16 protein-coding genes and 5 pseudogenes are annotated in these 26,345 nt (G+C 46.5%); 12 read left to right on the top strand and 9 right to left on the bottom strand.

Annotated elements, in window-relative coordinates; all coding sequences use genetic code 11:
• Nucleotides 1–15: 15 nt before the first annotated feature.
• Nucleotides 16–1,389 carry an MATE family efflux transporter gene (locus DW830_RS09620; RefSeq protein ID WP_119249725.1) on the bottom strand — a complete coding sequence of 458 codons (1,374 nt, stop codon included), beginning with the start codon at nucleotides 1,387–1,389 and terminating at the stop codon, nucleotides 16–18.
• A 285-nt stretch (nucleotides 1,390–1,674) separates the two neighbouring features.
• Between DW830_RS09620 and DW830_RS17355 the strand changes: the two are divergent.
• The 5 genes and pseudogenes from DW830_RS17355 (at nucleotide 1,675) to DW830_RS09590 (ending at nucleotide 6,279) form a co-directional block, all read left to right on the top strand.
• Nucleotides 1,675–3,083, top strand: a pseudogene (locus DW830_RS17355) (S8 family peptidase).
• A gap of 18 nt (nucleotides 3,084–3,101) precedes the next feature.
• A complete protein-coding gene (gene xseA, locus DW830_RS09605) occupies nucleotides 3,102–4,424 on the top strand; it encodes an exodeoxyribonuclease VII large subunit (protein ID WP_410524511.1) in 1,323 nt (440 codons plus the stop codon).
• Between the two features lie 66 nt (nucleotides 4,425–4,490).
• On the top strand, nucleotides 4,491–4,685 hold the full coding sequence (gene xseB, locus DW830_RS09600; RefSeq protein WP_119249723.1) for an exodeoxyribonuclease VII small subunit: 195 nt from the start codon (nucleotides 4,491–4,493) through the stop codon (nucleotides 4,683–4,685).
• A 175-nt stretch (nucleotides 4,686–4,860) separates the two neighbouring features.
• The gene (locus DW830_RS09595) at nucleotides 4,861–5,877 is read left to right on the top strand and encodes a branched-chain amino acid aminotransferase (protein WP_119249722.1); all 1,017 of its coding nucleotides are present in this window, start codon (nucleotides 4,861–4,863) and stop codon (nucleotides 5,875–5,877) included.
• Between the two features lie 168 nt (nucleotides 5,878–6,045).
• Nucleotides 6,046–6,279, top strand: coding sequence for a DUF2442 domain-containing protein (locus DW830_RS09590; protein ID WP_119249742.1), 234 nt, complete (start codon nucleotides 6,046–6,048; stop codon nucleotides 6,277–6,279).
• 324 nt (nucleotides 6,280–6,603) lie between these two features.
• Here DW830_RS09590 and DW830_RS09585 read toward each other — a convergent pair whose 3' ends face one another.
• Nucleotides 6,604–8,139, bottom strand: a complete 1,536-nt coding sequence (locus DW830_RS09585; RefSeq protein ID WP_158573470.1) for a glycosyl hydrolase 115 family protein — start codon at nucleotides 8,137–8,139, stop codon at nucleotides 6,604–6,606.
• Nucleotides 8,025–8,729, bottom strand: coding sequence for a hypothetical protein (locus DW830_RS15850; RefSeq protein ID WP_158573469.1), 705 nt, complete (start codon nucleotides 8,727–8,729; stop codon nucleotides 8,025–8,027). Before DW830_RS15850 ends, DW830_RS09585 begins: the two co-directional genes overlap by 115 nt.
• Nucleotides 8,730–8,908: 179 nt before the next feature.
• Here DW830_RS15850 and DW830_RS09580 point away from each other — a divergent pair, with 179 nt between their 5' ends.
• On the top strand, nucleotides 8,909–10,009 hold the full coding sequence (locus DW830_RS09580; RefSeq protein ID WP_117661265.1) for an Mrp/NBP35 family ATP-binding protein: 1,101 nt from the start codon (nucleotides 8,909–8,911) through the stop codon (nucleotides 10,007–10,009).
• A gap of 366 nt (nucleotides 10,010–10,375) precedes the next feature.
• Here the strand turns inward: DW830_RS09580 and DW830_RS09575 are convergent.
• The 5 genes and pseudogenes from DW830_RS09575 to DW830_RS09555 form a co-directional block, all read right to left on the bottom strand.
• Nucleotides 10,376–11,640, bottom strand: a pseudogene (locus DW830_RS09575) (ABC transporter permease).
• A complete protein-coding gene (locus tag DW830_RS09570; protein ID WP_119249720.1) occupies nucleotides 11,640–12,803 on the bottom strand; it encodes an ABC transporter permease in 1,164 nt (387 codons plus the stop codon). Before DW830_RS09570 ends, DW830_RS09575 begins: the two are co-directional and overlap by 1 nt.
• Nucleotides 12,804–12,808: 5 nt before the next feature.
• Nucleotides 12,809–13,792, bottom strand: a complete 984-nt coding sequence (locus tag DW830_RS09565; protein WP_119249719.1) for an HlyD family secretion protein — start codon at nucleotides 13,790–13,792, stop codon at nucleotides 12,809–12,811.
• A 52-nt stretch (nucleotides 13,793–13,844) separates the two neighbouring features.
• A complete protein-coding gene (locus tag DW830_RS09560) occupies nucleotides 13,845–15,353 on the bottom strand; it encodes a TolC family protein (RefSeq protein WP_119249718.1) in 1,509 nt (502 codons plus the stop codon).
• Between the two features lie 128 nt (nucleotides 15,354–15,481).
• A complete protein-coding gene (locus DW830_RS09555; protein ID WP_119249717.1) occupies nucleotides 15,482–16,495 on the bottom strand; it encodes a FimB/Mfa2 family fimbrial subunit in 1,014 nt (337 codons plus the stop codon).
• A 287-nt stretch (nucleotides 16,496–16,782) separates the two neighbouring features.
• Here DW830_RS09555 and DW830_RS17350 point away from each other — a divergent pair.
• The 6 genes and pseudogenes from DW830_RS17350 (at nucleotide 16,783) to DW830_RS09525 (ending at nucleotide 25,252) form a co-directional block, all read left to right on the top strand.
• Nucleotides 16,783–17,572, top strand: a pseudogene (locus tag DW830_RS17350) (Cof-type HAD-IIB family hydrolase).
• Nucleotides 17,573–17,916: 344 nt separating this feature from the next.
• A complete protein-coding gene (locus DW830_RS09545; protein WP_119249716.1) occupies nucleotides 17,917–21,105 on the top strand; it encodes a SusC/RagA family TonB-linked outer membrane protein in 3,189 nt (1,062 codons plus the stop codon).
• Nucleotides 21,106–21,118: 13 nt separating this feature from the next.
• The gene (locus tag DW830_RS09540; protein WP_119249715.1) at nucleotides 21,119–22,612 is read left to right on the top strand and encodes a SusD/RagB family nutrient-binding outer membrane lipoprotein; all 1,494 of its coding nucleotides are present in this window, start codon (nucleotides 21,119–21,121) and stop codon (nucleotides 22,610–22,612) included.
• A gap of 43 nt (nucleotides 22,613–22,655) precedes the next feature.
• Nucleotides 22,656–23,372, top strand: a complete 717-nt coding sequence (locus DW830_RS09535) for a BT_2262 family domain-containing protein (protein ID WP_119249714.1) — start codon at nucleotides 22,656–22,658, stop codon at nucleotides 23,370–23,372.
• A 32-nt stretch (nucleotides 23,373–23,404) separates the two neighbouring features.
• Nucleotides 23,405–23,920, top strand: a complete 516-nt coding sequence (locus DW830_RS09530) for a lipid-binding protein (RefSeq protein WP_117661256.1) — start codon at nucleotides 23,405–23,407, stop codon at nucleotides 23,918–23,920.
• 277 nt (nucleotides 23,921–24,197) lie between these two features.
• Nucleotides 24,198–25,252 (top strand): annotated as a pseudogene (locus DW830_RS09525) (glycoside hydrolase family 43 protein).
• Here the strand turns inward: DW830_RS09525 and DW830_RS09520 are convergent.
• Nucleotides 25,246–25,910, bottom strand: a pseudogene (locus tag DW830_RS09520) (B3/4 domain-containing protein). The pseudogenes DW830_RS09525 and DW830_RS09520 overlap by 7 nt on opposite strands.
• Nucleotides 25,911–26,345 lie beyond the last annotated feature (435 nt).

The following is a 26,345-nucleotide window of genomic DNA, read 5'->3' as shown; positions in this document are numbered from 1 at the left end:
GTTAACTGTTAACTATTAACCGTTAACTTTCATGTTTTCTTTATGTTGTCTTTTCAACTTGTTCATGTACCATGACATTACGATGGCAGCGATGACTGCAGCTGAGAAATCGGAGATAGGCATACTGTACCATACGCCGTCAATATCCCATATCATCGGCAGGAAAGCCAGGAGCGGCAGGAGGATGAGCAACTGTCTCGACAAGGAGAGGAAGATGCTGATCTTCACCTTTCCGATACACTGGAAGAAGTTCGTGATGACCATCTGGAAACCGATGATCGGGAAGCAGAACATCACCACTCTGATTGCCTTGATGCCCAAGTCTATCAGCTGCTTATCGGTAGTAAACATTCTTGCGCAATAGTAAGGCAGGAATATCGCTATCAGCCAGCCCGTCACCATGATGGCGGTGGCGGCGATGATGCTCAGGTTCAGCACGCGCATCAGTCTATCCAGTTTCTGGGCACCATAGTTGTATCCGGCAATAGGCTGCATTCCCTGGTTGACACCTAACACGAACATGATGAACACCATCGCAATACCGTTGGCTATTCCGTAGGCACCCACGGAAAGGTCGCCTCCGAAACGCACCAGCTGGTTGTTGATGAAGATGACGATGATGCAGGCGCACACGTTCATCAGAAACGGCGAAATGCCGATGGCGAGGATGTTATCTACGAGTTTTCTCTTCAGCTTGTAGATGCCTTTCTTGAAGTGGAGCAGCTCGCTCTTGTTGCTGAAGAGCTTGAACTGCCACATCAGCGCCATCAGCTGCGATAGGATGGTGGCGATGGCGGCACCCTGTATTCCCCATTTGAAGACAAGGATGAAGAGGGCATCCAGTATCACGTTCATCACCACCGTGAAGATGGTGGCGTACATCGCCTGCTTGGGCTTGCTCGCCGCCCTGAGCAGGGCGTTCATGCCGAAATACATGTGGCTCACCACATTGCCCAGCAGGATGATGACCATATACTCATGGGCATAGACGAGCGTCTGGTCGCTGGCTCCGAAGAATCTCAGGATAGGGTCGAGGAAGAGCAGACAGATGATGCTCAATCCGATACCGATGATGAGGTTCAGAGAAATCGTGTTACCCAGAATGTTCTGCGCTGTGGCATAATCCTTTTGTCCCAGCTTCACGCTGATGGCAGTGGACGCTCCCACGCCAACGCCGGCTCCGAAGGCGGCGGTGAGGTTCATGAAGGGGAAGGTGATGGCGAGACCTGAGATGGCCATGGCTCCCACACCCTGACCGATGAAAACGCGGTCAACAATGTTGTAGAGTGAGGCGGCGGTCATTGCAATCATCGCTGGCAGGGCGTACTGAATGAGCAGCTTGCCCACCGGCTTCGTACCTAATTCTAATGTCGCTTGTTTATTTTCCATTTATATCTGTTTTTGCCTCATAGACGATCGTCTTGCTTCTTTCAGAAAGCAACCACGTCGCCTACTTGTCTGCAAAATTACAAAAAATATCTGATACCTTATTATATATATAAGAAAAACTTGCATTTCCTGATAAAAACTTCCCTTTTCTTTTGGCATTCTCGTACAAAAACAGTACTTTTGCAGCTTAGTATAAACAATAACAATCTGATTTGTCAACAGCAGTCAGACGAGAATATTTCAATATAACAATCGTACTACCGATAAATGATGAAAAGATATTTGATGCTTTATGCATTTATTCTGTCCACCTTGACATTGTTGGCTCACGATGGCAAGGTTACTGGCATTCTGGAGACCGATATGGTGTCTTTCCCAGGTGGAAAATGCCAGATGTATCGCCTTTACCTCAAGGATAAAGACCTCGACCATACGCCTTTTTCGGTGAACCGCCCTTCGGAATTCCTCTCCCAGCGTTCCATCGACCGACGTAAGCGCCAGGGCATTCCTGTGGATCTGACCGACCTTCCTGTGGCTCCGGCTTACGAAAAGCAGGTAGCTGAGGCTGGCATCGAGATTGTAGGGAAGAGCAAGTGGAACAATACGCTGCTCATCCGCATCCATAAGGACAAGGAGCTCCGCAAGCTGGAAGGGCTGGAATTCATCACCAAGATGAAGAAGGTGTTCCAGGCTCCCGATTCCGTAAGTCAGAGAATGCGCTCGAATGTGCGCAATGGACTGAACGAGTGGAGTTCCGGCAATGGAGTGTATGGTGCAGCTGACACCCAGCTGAAGTCACTGAACGGCAAAAGGCTCCACGAAAGTGGCTATAGAGGCAGGGGGATGATGATAGCCGTATTCGACGGCGGATTCATGAATGTGGATAAGATTCCTGCCCTGCACAACATCAAGCTGGCGGGGGTGAAGGATTTCGTGGTTCCTGAATCCAAGAATGTCTTCGGAGAGATGGAACATGGCACGATGGTGCTCTCTACGATGGCTGCCAATGCGCCCGATTTATATGTGGCGTGGCTCCTGAGGCGCAGTATCTGCTGATAAGATGCGAGGATGAGCGCACGGAGAGCCTTGCCGAGGAGGATTACTGGGCGAGTGCTGCCGAGTATGCTGACAGCTGTGGCGTGGACGTCATCAATTCTTCGCTCGGCTATCATGGCTTCGATGATTCCTCTATGAATCATCACTATTATGAGCAGGATGGCAAGACCGTCCTCATCTCCCGAACCGCATCGATGTGTGCTGACAAGGGAATCGTATGCGTGAACTCTGCCGGAAACGACGGTATGGGTTCCTGGAAGAAAATCAATTTCCCTGCCGATGCCAAGGATATCATCACGGTGGGAAGCATCAACGAACACGGTGCGAATGCTGCCTTCAGTGCCGTAGGACCTACGGCGGATGGCAGAATCAAGCCTGATGTGATGGCATTCGGAAGTCCTGCCTGCGTGATTACTGGCAGGGGAAGCATCATCAATGATAATGGAACTTCGTTCTCCTCGCCGCTGGTAGCGGGTATGGTGGCTTGCCTCTGGCAGGCGCTGCCTGGCAAGACTGCCAAGCAGATTATCAAGCTTGTAAAACTGGCAGGCGATAACCAGCAACATCCAGACAATGTCTTCGGATATGGTGTGCCGGATTTCTGGAAAGCCTATCAGACGGGAAAAGCGATTAAGTAAAGTAATGATAAAAAATCTATGTCCAATATGAAACGTTTAACTGTGACGCTCTTTGAACTCAATTCCATGGTGAGCGAAGTCATTTCGATGTCCTTACCCGACAGCTATTGGGTGGAAGCGGAACTCTCTGAGGCTCGCGAGGGCTATGGCGGGCACTGCTATCTGGAACTCATCCAGAAAGATGAGCGGTCCAATACGCCGATAGCCAAGGCTCATGCCAACTGCTGGCGAAACCGCTGGATGCTCATCAAGCCGAATTTCGAGCGGGTGACGGGACAGCGCATCCATACCGGAATGAAGGTGCTGCTCAAGGTGCACGCCCAGTTCCATGAGAACTATGGTTTCTCTTGGATTGTAGATGACATCGACCCCAACTATACGATGGGCGATATGGCGCGCAAGCGGTTGGAAATCATCAATACATTGAAGGAAGAAGGCGTCTTCGAACTGCAGAAGGAGCTGGTGCTCCCGATGTTCTGCCAGCGCATCGCCGTGATTTCGAGTGCCACGGCAGCCGGCTATGGCGATTTCTGCAATCAGCTTGCCGATAATGATTATGGCTTGCAGTTCACCACCCGCCTCTTTCCTGCTACGATGCAGGGCGAGGGAGTGGAGCAGAGCATCATCGCTGCCCTGGACAGCATCAATGCCGAATATGAGGAGTTTGACTGCGTAGTCATCATCCGTGGCGGTGGTGCTACCAGCGACCTTTCCGGTTTCGACACCCTGGCGCTTGCCGAGAATGTGGCTAACTTCCCGCTGCCTATCATCACGGGTATAGGACATGAGAGGGATGAGAGTGTGCTCGATATGATTTCCTTCCAGCGGGTGAAGACGCCTACTGCCGCTGCCGCCTTCCTCATCAATCATCTCGCCGAGGTCTATGCCCGGGTGATGGATGCGCAGGAAACCATCGTACAGAACGTGAAGCACCGGTTGCAGGTAGAGAAGATGAGGCTCGAAAGATTGAGCAGCACCATCCCCGTGCAGTTCTCGCTGGTGAAGACGAAGCAGGGGGCGTATCTCGACCGTCTGATGACTCGCATTACGACGAATCTGCAGTCGAAGGTTTCGAATGCCCAGCGCCGTTTAGAGATTCTCTCGCAGAATATCCAGCCGGTACTGGAGCGGAAGATGCTCAATGAGAGTCATCGTCTGCAGCTTCTCCAGCAGCGCATCCAGGCGCAGGATCCCGAGTTGCTGCTGAAGCGTGGCTACAGCATCACGCTGAAAGATGGCAAGAGCATCCGTTCTGCCTCGCAGCTGAAGGCTGGCGACATCATCGAAACGAGATTCGCCGAGGGCAATGTGAAGTCGGAAGTACAGAATTTCAGCTGTTAACTGTTAACTCTGTTAACTCAGTACGCTGTTATTTGAATCAAAAGTAAACATTAACATGATAAAGAGATGGCAAAAGACGAAATGAAATACGAGCAAGCTGTAAGAGAGCTTGAGCAGATTGTAGAAAGAATGGAGAATGATGAACTGGATATTGATCAGCTCTCCGAGCAGTTGAAGCGTGCCAAAACCTTGGTAAAGCTCTGCAAGGACAAGCTCACCAAGACTGATGAGGAAATCAAGAAGCTGCTCAGCGAAGATTGATTCCCCAAAAATGCGATATTCAAGCATAAATTCGGCAAAATCATGCACTAAAACGGCAGAAATACGTAAAATAATAACGTTTCTACTAAATTTATCGCAAAATAGTTGCAGATTAATAGAATATTTTGTACTTTTGCATTCAAAATATTAGTAGAACATTAAAAAATAAGATGTTATGAAAGACTTAGATTGGTCTAATTTGTCATTTGGCTATCGCCAGACTGACTACAATGTTCGCTGTTACTATCGCGACGGCAAATGGGGCGAAATAGAAGTTTGCTCTGATGAGTATTTGAAATTGCACATGGCTGCAACCTGTCTCCACTATGGTCAGGAGGCATTCGAGGGCCTGAAGGCTTATCGTTGCCCAGACGGCAAGGTGCGCGTGTTCCGTATGGACGAGAATGCTGCCCGCCTGCAGAGTACATGCCGTGGTATCATGATGCCAGAGGTGCCAACAGAGTTGTTCGAGGAGATGGTGAAGAAGGTGGTCCGCCTCAACCAGGAGTGGATTCCTACCTACGAGAGTGGTGCTACGCTCTATATCCGTCCGCTTCTCATCGGTACAAGCCCTCAGGTGGGTGTGCATCCTTCTAAGGAGTATTGCTTCCTCATCTTCGTAACCCCAGTGGGTCCATACTTCAAGGGTGGATTCTCTACCAACCCATACGTCATCATCCGTGATTTCGACCGCTCTGCTCCTCTCGGAACAGGTATCTATAAGGTAGGTGGCAACTATGCTGCTTCTCTCAGAGCCAACAATATCGCTCACGAGAAGGGTTATGCGTGCGAGTTCTATCTCGATGCCAAGGAGAAGAAATACATGGATGAGTGTGGTGCTGCCAACTTCTTCGGTATCAAGAACAATACATACGTTACTCCTAAGAGTACATCCATCCTCCCATCTATCACCAACAAGAGCTTGATGCAGTTGGCTGAGGATCTCGGTATGAAGGTAGAGCGCCGTCAGATTCCTGAGGATGAGCTGGAAACCTTCGAGGAGGCTGGTGCATGCGGTACTGCAGCCGTTATCAGCCCTATCAGCTACATTGATGACCTGGATACTGGCAAGCGCTACAACTTCGGCGAGAAGCCAGGTCCTATCTCTAAGCACCTGTATGATACCCTCCGTGGCATTCAGTATGGTACCATCGAGGACAAGCATGGTTGGACAACCGTAGTTATTGAGTAAAAACCAATAAGAGATAATGTTAAGTTCAGAGCACTTTGAGGAGTTTTCGCCCCTTGGAGTGCTTTTTTTATGCTTTTTCCCTTGGAATTTCATAAAAATATCGTATCTTTGCCCACAGAAAATATAACTTCTTAAAAGAAAGAGGATATGAGACAGGTAAGCGTCTTGATGATAAATGATAAAGGCATTATGCTTTCTGTGAAAGGAAACGATTATTTTATATCTTATAATCGGATTCCTTGGATGAAGAATGCATGTATTTCTGATGCTCTTGATGTACAGATGAGTGGAAGAAACGCTATAGAGTGGCCTAAACTTGATGTCGATTTAGAAATTGAGAGTCTAAAACATCCTGAGCGTTATCCTCTTATCATGAAGAGAAATGAACTGGAAGTTTTATAGTGGGGTTAACAGGTTAACAGTTAACAGTCGATTTTTCGATAGTCCCCCTCGCGTACCTTATAATATAATATATATATATACTTTTTTTATAGATAGAGAGGGGGGTACCATGCATTTTTCGGCTGTTAACTGTTAACCTGTTAACTCTGCCCATTTTTTCAAGCCAACTCTATGCTTTAGGATGGAGAACTCATAGAGTTGGGGGATAAGAAACTATCACTTAGCTTCTTTAACACTTTCCGAGCTTCATAGATGGCAAGGCTCGGTCATCATTTAAGCCTTCTGCTTGCCATCTATGAAGCCTCTTTTTAGTCATATTTCCCTTTATCTCGTAACCGGGAATACGTAGTATTCTCTATCTACATCGAAATCAAGCACCCACTGGTCAACGATGATATTGTCATCCAGCGCCTTGATTTCTACAGTATGATAGCCGTCGAGCAGGGTTACGTAGAAGCTCTTGAGCGCCTGACCGCGCCAATGATTCATCTTCCATTCCTTGGAGTTGTAATCCTCCTTCATCTGGCAGATTACCGGCTCTGCGCCGTCGATGCTCACGCTTACCCGCATATTCTTCTCGTATGGCAGATAGCTCGGGATGGTGGCGAGGGTGAATCTCGCGTCTCCTATGCTGCTGCTTACGAATTTATATCTCAGGATGGCTCCCTTTGGCAGCTTCACGGCATTGTTGCTATGACCCAGCAGCGGCTTCAGCTGGATCTTCTCCGCAGTTTCACCCTTGGCTGCTGGCGCCTGGAAGGCATTCGTCCAGTCGTATGCATTCTTGGCGGTGATGTTCTTGGTGAATGTCACCAGTGGCTGGAGATCTTGATTTCTGTCGAAGGCATCCTGCATCAGAAGCTTGATATCCTTTGACGATAGCGTGCCCGGCAACTGCGGAGCCTGCATTTCTGCCCCATTTGTGGCGATGATGCTGCTCCATTTGCCCTTGCCCAGCTTCAGATAGTAGGCGTTGAGCTGCTTCAGGGTGTTGAAGGCGTTGAGGCTCACAGCCGCCGAAGCCTTGGCTTCATCATCATTTGGGAACAGCCCCGGACGGGCGATGTCTCTGGCTTCCTGTGCCTCCAGCTCCTTTTCGGCGATGAGGGCAGCAGAGAAGATAGGATATTTCACGATTTCGAAGAAACCGTCTCGCTGATCGGCAGGAAGGGTTCTTTCCAGATTGGCAGTCTTGGTCTTCAGCAGGTCGTAGGCGTAGAGATAGCGCTCCAGCTCATTGCCGAATTCGCCCGAATGAAACTCCGTATCGCCGTAAGGCATTGCCATGAAGGCTGGCTGGCGGATACTGGTCAGGCGATAGTATTCCTCCATCAGAGGCTTGATTTTCTTGGCTGCTACGTTGCCGAAGAGACTGCTGAGCCAGTTATGTAGGTAGCTGTTGATGCCTCCCTGCAGCGCCTCGCCGTTCCAGGCGAGATCTGAAATCATGGCAAGCTGCAGCGAAACCATCTTCGGATTGGTTACGTTGGCTATCCATGCGCAGTCTTCATCATGGTGCATCTCCGAGCGATGGGATTTCTCCCTGTGCTCCGACTTGGTTTCCAGATAATCTCTGTTGTTGAGCATCTCGAGCACCAGGGCAGGGGAAACATTCTCCAGCTGCATCTGGTTGCCGGCGCAGATCATCTTCACGTTCTCCAGGGTCTTCTTATGCTTCTTCTTGTGTTTCTTGCCGGTGATTTCCGTCACCTTGTAGTTTTCGGCAATGCAGATGTCGAAGCTATCTACACCGCCTTGTTGTAGGCAGCCTCGTGCTTGCCGTCCACCTGCCAGAGGGTGTTGGCTCTCAGGCGCAGCATCAGGCGTGCCAGCTGACTGTAGTTCTTCTGGTTCATCCACTTGCTTCCGTTCAGGGCAAGGCCTCTGAATTCGATTCTCGGGATTTCTATCTTCTCCGTTCCCACCTGGGTAGAGAGATTCTGACGTGTCTGCGGCTTCAGGTCGTTCCATCCTGCCATAGGCGAAACGCCAGCCATGCGCGAGAGCTCCATGATGGCGTAGGCAGTGCCTCGTGCGTCGCTTCCTATCACGATGATCTTACCCTTTCGGGTTCCGATATAGAAAGCATCCTTGGCTGTGATGAACTTGTGGAGAGGAGCGCCGAGCTTTTCTACGGCAGAAAACTCCTTGTTGGTAAGCAGGTTGAGCTGGTAAATCTGGATGTTGGCACCGGCTTTCTCTTTCGCCTCGTTGCCGGTTACAGCCTTCATGTCGTTGGAAAACATCCTGAGGGCAATCTTCACCACAGGCGAAGTGGTGGCGTTGGTAGAGTAGCTTACCTTGCCCGAAGCATCCGCCCAGTTGATGCTGGTAGCAGCAGCTACATTCTCTTTCTTCTTACTCTTGCTGAAGGTTTCGGCACCAGCCTGCTGCACAGAAAGACAAGCCAGAGAAAGGGCGAAACCTACTATGATTTTCTTATAATTCATTTTTATTCAGTTTTGTCGTTTTTGAAGGTGGAGGGGGAATCCGAAGTTCCTGATGTCGCTTCATCATCGTCTCCATTCTGCAAAGATACATAAAAGTGTTTAATAACTGAAATTATTTAGTTTTTATTTGCTTATTACATTATTTATTGTTACTTTTGCACCAAACAAAAAAAATAATTATGACATTATATCCAAAATTAATTGAAGAGGCTCTTGCTACCGTCATCTATCCCGGTACCAAGAAGAACCTTATAGAGAGTGAAATGCTGGCAGATACGCCTAGCATCAATGGTATGAAGGTGAAGGTGGTTCTGCTCTTCCCTAGAGATACCGATCCTTTCCTCAAGAGTACGGTGAAGGCGGCTGAGGCTGCCATCCATTATCATATCTCCAAGGAGGTAGAGGTGGAGATCGTTACTGAGTTCAAGTCGGCTCCTCGCCCAGAAGTAGGAAAAATGCTTCCTCAGGTGAAGAACGTCATCGCTGTAAGCTCTGGTAAGGGTGGAGTAGGTAAGAGTACGGTTTCTGCCAATCTTGCCATTGCACTTGCCAAGTTGGGCTATAAGGTAGGCTTGCTTGATACTGATATCTTCGGTCCTTCCATGCCTAAGATGTTCGGTGTAGAGGAGGAACGTCCTTATTCTGTTCACAAAGATGGCAGAGATCTCATCGAACCTGTCGAGAAATATGGTGTGAAACTGCTGAGTATCGGTTTCTTCGTAAGTCCTACCACGGCTACCTTGTGGCGTGGCGGTATGGCTTGCTCTGCCTTGAAGCAGCTGATTGCTGATGCTGACTGGGGTGAGTTGGATTACTTCATCCTCGATACTCCTCCTGGCACCAGCGATATTCATCTTACCCTGCTCCAGACACTCGCCATCACGGGTGCGGTTATCGTAAGTACTCCTCAGCAGGTAGCTCTTGCTGATGCGAGAAAGGGTATTGACATGTATCAGAATGACAAGGTGAATGTGCCTATCCTCGGTCTTATCGAGAACATGGCTTACTTTACTCCTGCCGAGTTGCCGGAGAACAAGTATTATATTTTCGGTAAGGAGGGTTGCAAGAACCTAGCCAAGGAGATGAACGTGCCATTGCTCGCCCAGATTCCTATCGTTCAGAGCATCTGCGAGGGTGGTGATGATGGTGCGCCTGCTGCAACCAAGGTTGATTCCATCACTGGTCAGGCTTTCCTGAGCCTTGCTCAGAGCATCGTTACTGTGGTGAACCGCAGAAATGCCGAGAAGGCTCCAACTAAGATTGTAAGTACGCATAAGTAAATAAAAAGAGGGTGTGTCAAAAGTCCAAAACACATCCTCTTTTTTATGTTTTTTTATCGATTTTCTTCATCGGATTACGATGAGTTAACGGAATATTCTTGCTTCACGGATTACTCACGGAATTAAAACGGATTTGGCCTTACGGCCATTGGGCTAGCGCATTAGCGTTCCAGCTTTAGGGGGTATCGCCACGACCGTCAGGTCGAGTTTCCGTTTAAAATCCGTGAGTAATCCGAAGAAGGCGGTTAAGGTTCTGATTCATCCGCGTAATCCGATGAATAATGACGTACCCTCTTTTTTATCAGGGGTTAACAGTTAACAGCTGTTTTTTGTATGGTCAACCCCTGATTCTTGCATTTTAGATCTTTATTTTTTAGTCTCCAGAAGCGCTTCTGCCTCCTCCTCTTCTTCTGCAACTTCGGCAGTAAGATTGGCCTTGAGTCTTGATGAGCGCAACTGCTGCCTGAAAACCAGGCAGGTGGCGAGGAAATAGACGCCCGTCTGTATCCAGAGCGCTCTGAACTCCGGCAGAATATCGGCAAGAGATGCTCCCATACTGCTGATTCTCAGGAATCCTCTGATACCGAAGGTAGATGGGAAAACCCAGGCAAATCCCTGCCAGAAGGCTGGAATATTGCTCTGTGGCCACGAAATACCCGTCATGAATAGCAATGGCACTGAGGTGAAAACCACCAGAAGCATTACATTCTCACGGTATCTTACCAGACAAGAAAGCATCAATCCGAAGAATACGCACGACAGAATATAAGGCAGGAGGAAACCCAGAATGGTGGTCCAGGTTACCATACTGACGAAGCCGAAAAGTTTCGGAACTACCAGCGTCAGGTACATTCCCATCACGGCGTAAACCATGAAATAAACCATCGACTTGCCGAATACGATTCGGAAAATACCGCCATAATGCTTGCTTATCGGTATCAGTTCGCGGTTTCTGTTCAGCTCTCTCGATGTTCCTGCTGCCATTCCGATGCCCAGCAGCATGGTTTGCTGAAGGATGAGTACCAGCACACCCGGAAGAATCGCATTACCATATCCCCCGGTGGTATTGAATATCGGAACTTCATCGAATTCCAACGGATGGGCGGTTATTTCATCATCCCGATCCGTGAACCCTCCTCCCTTGGAAATCTGAATTCCCGAGTTGATCTGGCTTGCCACACCCTGCGCGGCTGGTAAATCGCCTTATAGGTCAGCATCAGACTCATATCGCAATATACGCCCACATGCGCCTGTTCGCCACGGTTCAGCTTCGTGTCGAAATCGGCTGGAATATAGATGATTCCATGCACCGCCTGCCTTTGCACCAGCTGCTTCGCCTCGTCGAGACTGTTGCAGTAATAGGTAGCCTTGACATCCGGAGAAGCATCGTAATCGCGGATAAACTCGCGGGAAGTATGGCTGTGGCTCAGGTCAACAATCGCCGTATCCACCTCTCTCACCACCTCGTTGTTGTAAATCCATGAGTAGAGCAGCGGATAGCCCAGCGGTACCAGGATGCAGAAGATGAGCACACCCTCATCGCGGAAAACATTGCGCATTTCCGTCTTCCAGATGTAGCACATATCCCAGATGCCATTGATAATCTTATATAATAAACTACTTTTCTTCATTATGGTAGGTATTTATATACTAACATTGCCTTCTTGATATTCCAGATGGTGAGGATTGGCAGGGCACAGAAGAGTACTATCGCGCCCCAGTGGAGCACAGCATCGCTCATCGGAAAACCATTGAAGATGTTCATCTGGTAAATCATATAATAGTGGCGCATAGGGAAGAGCTGTCCGATGGCCTGGATTGGCGAATCCATGGAGAAGAGTGGATAGGTGGCTCCGCAGATGGAGAAACTCACCACACCCCAAAGCGAACAGATACTCATCGACATGCGCAGGGAAGGCATCAGCCCGAAGGCAAAGATACCGAAGCACTGGCAGGACAATACGCTCAGAATGCCCAGCAGTATGATTGGCGCTGCACCGCCCGGATGCGGGAATCCCAATACATAATAGATGTAGAACTCGAACAGCAGGAAGATGCTCAGGAAGATGAGCGTCTGAGGCAACATCTTACCTGCGATGGCGAGATAAGGATTGTTGTTCGCCATTCGCATCCAGTCTCTGGCTCTGTTGAACTTCAGTTCCGTTCCGATGGAATAAGGGGTGATCAGGAAGATGAACAGCATGATGAGTCCCGGCACCATCACGCTCGACAGATAATAGTTGTAGTTGGCGTAAGGGTTGCCTATCATGTGCAGATCCAAGGTGATAGGCTGCAGGAAGGTCATGATTTCATCGTTCGTCTTTCCCAGTGCCGACAGCTTCGCCATACCTGCCGCTGCGCCTCCCAGGGTAGAAATGGTCTTCAGGTCTCGGAAGAGCAGGGAGCCTGCTGCCAGCGAAACGCTGCTGTAGTAGAAGGAAATCTTAGGCTGTCGGGAAGCCATCAATCCTGCCTCTGTTCCGTTAGGAATCACCAGGAAGGCATAGATCTCGTTCTTCTGGATAGCATGTCTTGCCTCGGCTATGTTCTCATAGTGAGCCACCACCTTGGTGGTCTGGAAAGCGTCGAGCTTGTGCACCAGCTGGCGGGAGGTATGAGTATTGTCCTGGTCAACAATGCCCACAGGCATGTCGGTAGGCACACCTCCCTGCATCAGGGTGGTGAAGAAGATCACCACCACGATGGGAAAGATGACCATGCAGAAGAGATAGATGGGATTCTTCCGCATGATGCCGCACTCTCTACGGGCAATATGATATAATTTCTTAAACATAGAAGTTATTTAATGATGAGTGACATTCCCGGGCGCAATCCCTCCAGCTTGGTGATAGGACGGGCCTTCACCTCGAAAGTCTTGCGGTCGTAGTCGCCATTATCCTTGGTTGCCTTCCAGGTAGCATAGGAGCCCTGGTCTTTCAGGTAGTAAACCTTCATCTTGATTTCCTTGTTGAAGGCTGGCACGAAAGCGGTGAACTCATCGCCCTTGTTCAGTCCCTGGAGATGATCCTCGCGAACATTGAAGGTACCCCACATATCGCTCATGATAGAGATGCTCATGATAGGAGAACCGAGACCCACCAGCTCGCCTACCTTTGGATAGACATTGCTTACCTCGCCCTCGCACTGAGCCACCTGCACGGTCTCCTTCAGGAGATTCTTCACTACATCTACTGCGCTCTTCGAAGCCTGGGTGTTGTTGGCAGCCATGCGCTTCTCCTGCTCGCGGGCACCATTCTTCGCCATCTCATACTGGCTCCTGGCTGCTGCCACCTGAGCCTCTGTAGCCTTGTAGGCTGCAAATGCTTCGTCGCGCTTCTGACCGCTGATAACGCCGTCGTTATAGAGGTTCTGCATGCGGTCGTAAGTCTTCTTGGCAATGGTTGCAGCAGCTTCTGCCTGCTGAACCAGCTGGAAGGCACCCTGAATCTGCTCCTTGCGGGCACCGGCATCGGTCAGGTCCTTCATCGCCTCGGCTGCCGCATTGGTAGCCTGGAGCATCTGCTCCTGCGATTTCATCTCTGGAACTTCGAGGATGGCGAGGGTGTCGCCCACGTGGACGTAGTTGCCCTCCTTGACTCTCAGTTCTACGATGCGGCCTGGCAACTTGCAGGATACTCTGTATTCTGATACTTCTACCTCGCCCTGGATGGTATCGTCCTTCTGCTCAAGCGTGAAGAAGCCGATGATTCCCACGAGTATGACAACTGCCGTAAAACCGATGACGGCGAGCAGTATATTGTTATGCTGTGATTTTTTAGACATATTTTTATCTGAATTTGAATTTTGAAAAATGTTATTTTTGTCGTTACTGCAGTTACTGCAGAATACCGAGCGCCTTGTTAAGCCCTACCTGTGTCAGCTTCACGTCGATTTCCGCATCGATCTTCTGGCTCTGTGCCTGCTGCCAGGCAGTCTGAGCAGCCATCACATCGGTAACTTCCATCACTCCCTCCTTGAATCCGAGGTTTGCGCATCTCAGGTTCTCATTGGCGCTGTCAATGTTCTTGGTGGCCATGCTGAGCTTCTTCTCAGCTTCCTTCACCTTGAACTGGCTCTGGGTAATCTGGAGATGAATCTTCTCGCGGGTATCGTCGAGGTTCATCTGGGCAATGTTGGTGGCCGCCTTGGATGCACGCACCTTATAGGCACCGTCAAACCAGTTCCATACCGGAATCTGCACGATGACACCAATATTCCATACGCCGGTAAACTTCTTCTGGAAACCATTGAACACATTTGGATTCGAAATAGTGTAGCCGCCGGTCAATGCCACATGAGGCAGATAGACGGCGCGAACCAGATTGGTGGCTTGTTTGGAAATATCGACCGTGTTCTGGAGCATGCGCAATTCCGGACGGGTATTCATCGCAGAATCAGAAGCTGCTACCCGCTGCTGCTCTGTATCCACTGGAGTTCCCGAAAGAGCCAGCGTCTCCTTGTCTTCATCGGCAAGAGTCACTTCCTGGTTCATCGGAATGCCGCAAAGCTGACAGAGAAGCATCTTGGAGAGCATCAGACCGTCTTCTGCCTGGGTAATCTTCATCTCCGCCTCGTTCACCTTCACATCTACCTTCAGGCCATCTGCCTTGGTGGCTACGCCCTGCTGAATCATCTTGTGAACATCATCATTGAGCTTTTTCACCAGGTCTCTGTAGCTGGTGGCGAGCTTGTACTTCTGCTTCAGCGAAACGGCAAGCCAGTAAGCCTGGTCTATGCTGTAGAGAGTCTTCTGGGTCTGCATGTCGAGATCATTGTCTGCTATCTGCTCACCGATGTCTGCAATCTTGTTGGCAGCCAGGATGGCGCCGCCCATATAGATAGGCTGGCGGAGCATCACGCTACCAGCCCACATGTTGCGGGTGTCGGTGCGGAAAGCATCTACCACGCTCTGTCCGATGGCATTGCCCTGCTGCTGGATAACGCTTCCTTTCTCGTTGAGCAATCCTCCGATTTTCTGTGCCTGTTCAGGGGTGAGCATTCCCTTGCTTACCAAATCGGTCATTATGTCGTTGGCATTGCCGGTGATTCCACCTACGATATTGGAACCTAAACTACTGAATGCTGACTTCTGACCATCATTGAGCAAAGAGATTTCTCTGCTGAACCATTCATATCCGCCCATGGCATCTACCTTTGGCAAATATTTCGTGCGCGCCGATTTCTTCAGGTTGGTCGCCACGTCCTTCTTGAGCTTTGAGGCATTGATCTGCTTATTGTTGCGTAGCGCCATCGCACGACAACTGTCGAGGTTCAGAACCATCGTTTGAGCCTCGGCTGCAGTCATTGCTCCCATCAGCATGATAAGAGTTAATATTTTTTTCATTCCTTTACTATAATATTATAATATCGGTGCAAATTTATGGAAATATTCGCAAACCACAAAGGATTTTTTATTATCAAATCTTTAAGAATCGAAAAATGCCTTACATTATGGAAAAATGGAACATTCTTCTATTCAAATTCAACAATGATTTCTCCTTCCCAGTCGGGATTTACGGTGAATCCCAGGTTTCCTTTTCCGGAATCATCATCTTCTTTCTGGTCAGGGTCGGAGATGGTATGATCTTTGATGCTGATATTGCTCTGGGTGATGTTGTTGCATTTCACCGGGATGCCTTCCTTGGAATATTCCTTGATGCTCTGAGCATCTGCATCCAGGATGTTGATTGTCATTTTCAATCCCTTGTTCTCTTCGCGAGGGAAGGTATAGACCGAATAATCCCTTTTGCCTTCCTGAAGCTTGAAGCTTTCGGTCTGCCGGCTTTGTACGCATCCATAACCCGTTACGGCGTCAAGGGTGCTGCTGCCTCCCGTATAGTAAAACTTGATGCTGTGCGCCTCGGCGGGGATGGTGGCATCGGTGATATGGACCTTAAACTGTGCCACGGCTCTATTCAGCAGGATGTAATCATCCGTATCTTCTCCATCTGTCACATTGAAAGTGCCGTAATAGAAGAAGGTATCGGTCATCTTGTTCTTGTAGAATTTCACTTTCTCTGGGGAACTGATCGTACAGTTGCCGCTTCCGTTGTGGCCGATGGCAACCATTCGGTATTTTCCCGCATCCAGATTAATCCCGATATCATCGTAGCCGTCTTCTGCTTTCAGATTCAGGGTCTTCACCTTTTCCTCTCCATCAAAAATGGCGATGGAGAGCCGGGAGCAGTAATCTTCTAGAGGCTTTCCCTCTATTTCCTCATCTCCTTCATCCAATCCGTCTTCATCTCCTTCTTCCTCATCTCCGGAATCTCCTTTTCCGCTTCTTGTTCTCGTAGAATTGTTTTTCTGAATGGAACTGTTGGATTGTTGTGACTTCTTTGCCACGGACGCATGGATGATTACATTGGCGTTTGCGTCATGTGAATTGGTACCCGAATCATCGAGTGCAAACTTTTCGCATGAAGTAAGCGTAGCTACTAGCATCAGTAAGAGGGATGCCAGCCAGACATAGGTCTTCTTCTTCATATCACTAAGCTTTTAGTTTGCTTTCTATGCGTGGTGCAAGACGTTTTCTTGCGCATGAAAGTCGCTGCAAATATACGCTTTTTCTGCGAAAATGGCAAGGATATTTAAAAAAAACTGCATATCTTTGGCTAATTATCTGTTTTTTCGTATATTTGCACCCGTTTTTTCAGCGAGAAGAATCATTTGTATCTATATATAATAAGGTACGCGCGAGAGAAATGATAAATACGGCATGGTATTTACATGATAAGGATTTGGGTTTAAATAATAAGGAACAAGATATATTTATGGATAAGAAGATAAAAGCATTGTTTTTCGACATCGACGGCACGTTGGTGAGTTTTAAGTCTCACAGGATTCCGCAGAGTACTGTGGATGCTTTGGAGCAGGCTAAGAAGAATGGGGTAGAGGTGTATATTTCTACGGGACGCCCCAAGCAGATCATCAATAACCTCGGTCAGATAGAGCATCTCATCGATGGTTACATCACAGCCAATGGGGCTCGCTGCTTTGTGGAGGATACATTGGTGAGCCAGCACGCCATCCTTCCTTCTGACGTGAAGAAAATCATCGAGCAGCTGATAGAGACAACTATCCTGCCATCGTGGTAAGCGAGAGCCGTTTTGCCATTCATCATTATACCGACGAGGTTTATGAAATCTTCTGCAAGGGATTGGGAGTAGATAGCAGTATCTTCATCACGGATGTAGATGCTTTGGGCGATGAGGCCATCTTGCAGGTCACTCCTTTCTGCACCGTAGAGCAGGAAGCGCTCCTGATGCCTACGCTCGCAAACTGTACTTCCGGAAGATGGCACCCTGCCTTTACTGATATTACGGCGCGTGGAGCCGATAAGGGAAAGGGGCTCCACGCAATGGCTGATTATCTCGGCTTGAACATTGAAGAAACTATGGCGTTCGGTGATGGTGGCAACGACATCTCTATCATCAAGGAGGCAGGTGTAGGTGTGGCAATGGGCAATGCTGGTGAAGAATTGAAGCTGGTAGCCGATTACATTACGACTCATGTGGATGAAGATGGAGTGAAAAATGCCTCATCAAGTATGGTGTTATTTAAAATAGATGAGGATTTTGATTCCGATTCTAAATGGAAGCAGATGGGTGTCTTTCGTTTTGTTATAGAATATAAGGTAAGCGTGGTGTTTTGTTTGAAAACATCACGCTTATCTTTTGTTTTGAAAACCGTCTGTTTGTCTGATGCTTTCTTGAAAACGTGTCTTTTTGTAGATTAAAGTGCTTTAAAACTGTCGAAAAGTAGGGAAATATGCGGAAAATATACAAAAAGTAGAAGGAAAATGGTTTTAGGTAGCATTTTGTTAGCTAAAAATTTGTTTATTTTATAAAAAGTATGTATCTTTGCATCCGATATTTGTAAGTTGTTAAATTTAATAGAGAGAAATTATGACAAAAAGACTAACCATGTTAATGGGAGGGCTTGTTCTTTCAACAGGAATGGCTCTCGCACAGACTACTGTTACAGGTAAAGTTGTTTCTCAGGAAGACGGTGAGCCAGTGATTGGCGCATCTGTTAAAATCGCAGGAACAAAGACTGGTACAGTGACAGATGTGGATGGTAACTTTACTCTGCCAAATGCAAGTAAGGATGCTGTTCTCGAAGTTACTTATCTTGGTATGGAGCCAAAGAAAGTAAAAGCTTCTGCTAAGATGAAGATTATGCTGGTTGCAGACTCAAGAAACCTTGATGAGGTTGTTGTTACTGCGATGGGTATTTCCCGTTCTAGTAAGGCTTTGGGATATTCTGCTGCTGTTGTGGGCGGTGAGAAAATCTCTGAGTCTCGTACCAACGACGTTATGTCTAGTCTTGCAGGTAAGGTAGCTGGTGTGCAGATTTCTTCAACATCTTCTGACCCAGGTTCTTCTAATTCTGTCATCATCCGTGGTGTCAGTTCATTGTCGGGTAACAATCAGCCTTTGTATGTTGTTGATGGTGTGCCATTGAACAACTCTTCTGTTTCCAGCAGTAATGGCTTGGATAATGGTTATGACTTTGGTAACGGTGCCAATGCCGTAAACCCTGACGATGTTGCCAGCATGACCATTCTGAAGGGTGCTGCCGCAACAGCACTTTATGGTAGCCGTGCTGCCAATGGTGTTGTGTTGATTACTACCAAGAGTGGTAAGAAGCAGAACAAGGGTATTGGTGTAGAGTATAATGGTGGTTTGCAGTTTGAGTCAGTGCTTCGCTTGCCTCAGCTCCAGAACGAGTTCGGTATGGGATGGTATGGTGACAAGACTGATATCGAGAATGGTTCTTGGGGACCAGCTTTCGATGGCTCAACCTTGAAATATGGTAATGTTTATGATAACTCTCAGAAACTGAAGAGCTATCTTCCTATAAAGAACAATGTCAAGGACTTCTTTGACACGGGTCTTCGCTACAGCAACAGTGTATCTTTCAATGGTGCAACTGATGCTAGTAATTTCTTCTTGAGTCTTTCTCAGATTCATGATGATGGTATTATCCCTACTGATGCGGATAGTTACAACAAATATACATTCTCTGGTCGAGCTTCTCACAAGATCAAGAATGTAACATTGAGCATGTCTGCCAACTATGCTTATCAGAAGAACAACTTCGTGACTACTGGTCAGAAGACGGGTTCTATGTATAATGCCATCATGCAGACTCCTCGCGATATCAGTATCGTAGAGATGAAGGACCTGAATGATCCATTCAATACACCTGGTTATTACTATACTCCTTACGGTGTAACCAACCCATACTATATCTTGAATAACTACAAAAATGAGTATGAGTCAGAGCGTTTCTATGGTAAGTTGCAGTTTGACTGGGATATCTTCACCGATTTGAAGTTCTCTACCCGTTTCGGTCTTGATACAACTACTGGTGATCATAACACCGGTGAACCAAACATGTCTGCACTTTATGCAAACACTCCAAACTGGGCGGATGCATTGAAGTCATTGACAGGTTCTGTAACTGAGCAGACTGAGCGTCGCCGCGAGATGGACTTCAATGCAATGTTCAATTACACCCATAAGTTCATCGATAAGTTGGATGTAAACGCAGCTCTCGGTTTCAATGGTAATGAGCGTAAATACACATACTTGTATGGTGCAGTTACTAATTTGACTATACCTACTTATTTCAACTTGACAAACTCTTCTGAGAAACCAACTCTTGATCAGTATCAGTCACTTCGTCGCTTGATGGGTGCATATGGTCAGGTCGAACTCGGATGGGACGATTGGGCTTATTTGACAATGACCGCCCGTAACGACTGGTCTTCAACTCTTCCTAAGGGTAACCGCTCATTCTTCTATCCTGGTGTAACAGGTAGCTTCGTGTTCTCTAAGTTCCTGTCTCCTGAGGCTCAGAAGATCGTGACTTTCGGTAAGTTCCGTGCTGCTTGGGGTAAGACTGGTAATGATGCCAGCGTATATATGACAAACTCTGTCTATGCTCAGGCTTCAGCTAATACTTCAGGCTGGGGTTCTAGTAAATTCCCATTCACCAATGGTAACTACAATGCTTATACCAAGGGCAATACTCTGGGTAGTAATACTTTGAGTCCTGAGATGACTACAGAGTTTGAGTTTGGTTTGAACATGGCATTCTTGCAGAACCGTATTTCATTTGATGTTTCATATTACGACAGAAACTCAGACAAGCAGATCTTCTCTTTGAATATGGATCCAGCTTCTGGTTACACATATCAGAACATGAACCTTGGTAAGATTCGCAACCGTGGTATTGAGGCTTTGGTAAGCGTAACTCCTATTAAGACCAAGGATTTCAAATGGGATCTCTCTTGGAACTTCACCAAGAACAAGAGTAAGGTAATTTCTTTGCCTGAGGAACTCGGCGGTGAATCTGTTATCTATGGTTTCTCTGGCGGTACTTCTCTCTATGCTATCGTAGGTGAGGAACTCGGTGTGTTCAAGGCTTATACTTCTAAGCGTGATGACCAGGGACGTTTGATCGTAGATGCAAATGGTCTTCCTCAGAAGACTGATAAGCAGGAAATTGTAGGTAGCATGAACAGTAAGTATCAGATGGGTATTTCTAATACCTTGTCTTATAAGGGTGTCAGTTTGTCATTCGACTTTGATATCCGTAAGGGTGGTGTGATGTTCTCTCGTACCAAGAATATTACATACTTCACCGGTAATGCTATCCAGACTGCATACAACCATCGTAACCCATGGATTATTCCAAATTCTGTGGTTCAGTCTGGTACAGATGCTAATGGTGCTCCTATCTATACAGAGAATACTACAGCTCTGACGCCAACCAATATCTACAACTATTGGAACAATGGTGCTGATAATTACGATGCAGAATTCTTGGTTGACAAGAGTTATGTAAAGCTTCGTTCTGTAGTTCTCTCTTGGGATTTGCCAAAGGCTTGGTTGGCTAAGACATTCTTGACTGGCGTTAAGGTTTCTGTCTTCGGTAACAACCTCTTCCTCTGGACACCTTCTAGCAATACATTCATCGACCCAGAGTCAAGTTCATTCGGTAACGACTTGTCTGGTAACTTCGGTGAGTATTCTGCTAACCCAAGCTCACGCAAGATGGGTTTCAATGTTTCTGTTAAATTCTAAAGGTGGATCATTTATGAAAAAAATATTATTATATAGTGCAGCTTGCCTCTTGGCGCTTTCTAGCTGCGATATGGATATCAATGAGAATCCAAACTATCCTGCTTCTGGTGATATTACACCTTCATTGGAGTTCCCTGCTGTGCAGAATGCCATAGCTGCGGTTCCTGGTGATGCGATGTTCACCTATGGTGGCTATTTTGCTCAGTATTTTGAGCAGCGTCCTGAGTATAATCAGTATAACGACATTGCTGAGCTTCACTTTGATGAGGCTTCTCAGCTCTTCGACCGTTGCTATAGTACCATCTATGCCGGTGCGATGACTGATATCAAGGATATTGAGAGTAAGACTACTAATACTGCCAACCTTTATGTATGCAAAGTAATGACTGCTTTGGCTATGCAGTATATGGTAGATGCTTGTAGCGATGCTCCTTATACAGAGGCCTGCCAGGGTAGTGCTAATCCTAATCCGGTTTGGGATGATGGTCAGAGTGTCTATGAGAATGTTTTGAAGGCAATGGATGAAGCTGAGGCTGCTATTGCAGCTTCTGACAACATCGATATGACCGACCCTATGTTCAGCAAGAATCTGGATAGCTGGAAGCGTTTTGCCAATGCCCTCCGTCTTCGTATGTATATGCGTCTGATTGATGCAAATGTAGATGCGGCTAATTATACTGCCAAGGCTAAGGCTATCGTGGCTAGCGGTATCCTCCCGGTTTCTGATGTAGTATTTAATGTATATAGCAATGCAGAGGGACAGTATAATCCTTGGTATAGTAATATCTTCTCTTTGAATGCAAACAATTTCTGTGCTGCATACCCATTGGTAACCTACTTCAATGCTACCAACGACCCTCGTGAAGCCTATGCTTTGAACAAGGCTGCTGCAAGTGGAAAGTATGTAGGTGAGATTCCTGGTGCAAAGACTAAGTATTTGGAATGGGATGGTACTAAGTTGATGGATAAGGATGTAAGCCTCGTTAATACCGAGGTTGCCAAAGCTATGCCGGTTTATCTCTTTACTCTTAGCGAGGTTGAGTTCCTGAAGGCCGAAGTTGAGTTGCGATTCAACAATGATGAGGCTGCTGCCAAGGCTGATTATGAGGCTGCTGTTGAGAATGACTTCTTGTCTCGTCAGGTTGCAGGCTACTCTGATTTCATTGCGGGTGATAAGGTAAACTTTGATAAGCAGGCTACCAAGGAAGATAAGTTGAAGCTGATCTATATGCAGAAGTGGGTTGCTTTGTTCTATCGTAATCACTTTGAGGCTTGGTCTGAGCAGCGTCGTACTGATGTTCCTGCCGTGTCTTCTGCTTCTGCTGAGAAGGTTCATAAGGATCCTACAAGCTATACTGCCGGTAATCTGATTGTGCCTGCTGTTAATTACTATGGTAAGAACGGCTTGTGCAAGCGTATGCCTTATCCTTCATCTGCACGTCAGTTGAACAAGAATACTCCTGCCGTTAAGACTTTGGCAGATCCTGTATTCTGGGACGTAAAGTAATCAATAGGTACTTTTATTCATTCATTATATAAAGATAAAAGATATGAAAAAGATATTGTTTTTGGCCTTGATGCTCAGCATGACTGCTGCAGGATTTACTTCTTGCAGCGATGATGAGGAGTTTACTGATTCAAGGATTACATATTATCCGGTTTTGGAAATCCAGGGTGATGACTTTGTTCAGGTGCCTATCGGCACCACTTATACAGAGCAGGGATGTAAAGCTACATTGAATGGAGAGGATTATTCTTCTAAGGTAGTAACTTCTGGTACTGTAGATGCTTCTAAGGCTGGTTTGTATTACATCACTTATTCAGCAACAAATGCTGATGGCTTCTCTGTATCTACTACTCGTACGGTAGCCGTCTGTGATCCAACCATTACAACAGATATGTCGGGTACCTATACTCTTCAGGCTGGTTCTCATCGTGATTATCACAAAGATGATGGTTCTGTAGCTACTACAGCTTTCTCTGGTTATACCGTGAAGGTTACTAAGGCTGCACCTGGCATCTTCTATGTAAGTGATATGATGGGTGGTTACTATGACCAGAAGGCTGGTTATGGTTCAAGTTACGCAATGACAGGTTACTTCCAGTTGTTGGCTGATAATTCTCTGGTCTTGCTTTCTAGTTCTGTGGAAGGTTGGGGCGATTCTGCTACTGGCTTTAAGGATGGAAAGTATGATCCTGCTACAGGAGAAATCTCTTACGTGGTGAATTATGCTACATCAATGGATTTCGTCATCACATTGAAGTAATAAAAAAAATAAGATTTTAAAGGAATAAGATTATGAAGAAATATATTTCAATGTTTATGTTCGCCTTGCTGGGCTGCTTCGCTCTTGTGTCTTGTGATACTGAGACTGATGAGTCGGCTGGTGGAACTGCCGTTGAGCAGATGGCTGGTATTTGGGAAGTACAGGTTGATGCTGTAGATGAAAACGGTAATGTTTTGTATGAAGATCCGTATGGATTGGGTACCATTACTGTGAATACCTACAATACTGCTGCCAATAGCGATAAGGAAATGTGGTTGCAGGATGCTGGCTTCTGGGGCGTCCAGATGAAAGTGAATGTAGATTATGCTGCCAAAACTTTCTCTGCAGCTGCTGGTTCTAGCTATAATCCTTCAAATGCTGAGGCAGGCAATGTTGAGTTGCTCGAAGGTCAGGTGTTATTGAATCAGGGAAAGAACCTTCATGGACTTCCTTGTGATAGCATCTGCTACAAGGTTAAGTTCAGCGATGATGATAATGCTTTGACTTATCGCATCTCGGGAGTTAGACATTCTGGCTTCTATGAATAATAGATTAAACTCTATTAAAATAATAAATGGATATAATATTAGGCAAAGTGATTTGCCTCGTTGTTGACTTAGTCAACACTTATATCTCTCTCGTCTTGGGGACTGGCAGTGGCCGGTCCCCTTTTTTGGTTATAGGATGGAAGGTAAAAAATCGTTCAAAAAGGAGTACTTTTCTGCATTTTAATGACTACAAGGGGGGTAGGGTTTGGTAGTTTCTGGAAAATGTTGTAATTTTGCAGCATCATCTTGTAATTGTCAACTAACAAATTAAAAATAAATGAAAAAGAAATTATCTACAGTACTTCTGGCTTTGGCTGCTTTCATGCCAACGACAGCACAGAATTTAGTAAAGGGTGATTATGGTTATCTCTATTGTCACATGAGTGATAAGGGAGAGTGGACCGCGTATGCAGTATCTCGTGATGGCTACAACTATCAGGACATTATTGATGGTAAGCCAATCTTCGATCCTGCTGAGCATGCGCGTATCGAAGGGGGAACCCGAGACGCCTATATCACCCGAACCCATAATGGAAAGGGATATATTATGGTGACCACGGATATGTGTGTGGCAAAAAGCCATAAGTGGGATAACTATGGTATCGATCTCTTGAAGAGTGATGATCTAATTCGCTGGACCAGTGTAACTTTCGATTATCGTAAGGGTATGCAGAATTTCTGTGATGCAGCTACCGCTCAGTCTCCTTACAAGAATTGGAGTACCATCAACCGTGTCTGGGCTCCTCAGATATTCTGGGATCCTGACTATCGTTGGGAAAATGGTGAGAAGGGTGGATACATGATCTATTATTCTATGCTTAATCGTGCGGAGGAAAAATACGATCGAATGTATTATAGCTATGCTGACAAGTCTTTCACCAAGATTACTACTCCAAAGCTTCTTTTCGATTGGGGGTATGCTACCATTGATGCTGACATCAACTTCTTGAAGAGCGATGGTCTTTATCACATGCTTATCAAGAAGGAAGGTGGAAAACCTGGTATCTATACTGCTACCAGCAAGCATTTGAACCACGGATGGGGTGAACCGGTAGAGGATGACTACGTAAGTTTCGAAGGTAAGAAGAATTGCGAAGGTAGCTCTGCCTTCCAGTTGATGGGCGATGATACCTGGCGTGTAGCTTATATCCAGTATAGCGATCAGCTAAGCACTATCGCATCTGTAAGGCAGATAAGTATCTCCGCAAATTCTCAGATCCTGTTGATATCAAGGGCGTAACGGGTCCTCAGCATGGTAGCTTTATGCGAATTACCAAGAAAGAGTATCAGCGACTCTTGAAATGGGACAAGGAATTGAAGGCAAGTCATTGATAGAAAAAATAACTTCCCCCGCTGCTCTTGCAATATTTGCTTAAGAGCTGCAGAATGAACTCGGCATTCTCACGTACGTGTTGTTCGTCACCATCATATCCATTGATGAGAACCACGAGGTGAGTGGTGCCGAGTGTCATTTTTGTACGTTCGTGGTCGCTGGTAGGAGTTCCTACACCTCCCGCTTCATCTCTATATACAGGTAAGCCTTCTATATTGATCATTCCTCTTCCTATGCCTTCGTAAGGCTCGCCTGCCTTGCCTACTCCTAAAGTAAGCGTGTCGCCTCGAACTTGTCGGCATCAAAACCACCTATGCTATAGCCATAGGCTATGCTTGCCAGGTTTACCAGATCAACTAAGGTGTCTCTCTGATAGAGTTCCTTGCCCTGCAGTATTCTGCGGATAAGGGCTTCAGATGCCGGGCGATAGCGTGAAGGGTCCTTGCCGCAGGCGCGATATACCCTTCTTGTTGCAGCAATACCGCTTATCTCCTTGAGCGATTCTGTTGTGAGAGAACTTTTAAACTTTTCTCCGAGTGCATTTATCTCATCCCAAAGTTCCTTGCAATAAGGCGAGTTCTCAACATGAGCTTCTACGCATGCACCTACAAAAGTAGGACATACTGATTCTATTTCTTGTGAAACGATTATCTTCATGATACTTTTCTCCTTTTATATAATTAAAATCTTTTTATATAATCAAAAACTCTTGAATAGGCAAGGCAAAAATACGAAGAAATACTGTAATAGCCAAATAATATGCCTCTTTTTTGTGAAATGTTTCAAGATATTCCTTCTTTTATGGATAGAATTTGCTGAATCCTGATAAATGTTTTAGTCTTGCTAGCTTAAAATGTGCATGTGTGCCCGAACACAAACTGTCTTTCGCGCGTATATATAATAAGGAGATGAATGGATTTTAAATGCGAAAAATGTTTATGAGTGTTAAATTCGAAAGAAAAATGCAACTTTCTTCTCGGAAAATTTGGTGGAATGAAAAATAGTTAGTACTTTTGCACTCGCTTTTGAGAAATACACTTTCTCTTAGCAACATAAAGAAAGAGTTCTTTGAAAGATTTTACATAAACAGAC

The organism is Prevotella sp. AM34-19LB (genome assembly GCF_003468525.1).
In the GTDB taxonomy this organism is placed as follows: Bacteria; Bacteroidota; Bacteroidia; order Bacteroidales; family Bacteroidaceae; genus Prevotella.
This window is presented reverse-complemented; position numbering and strand designations above follow the sequence as displayed.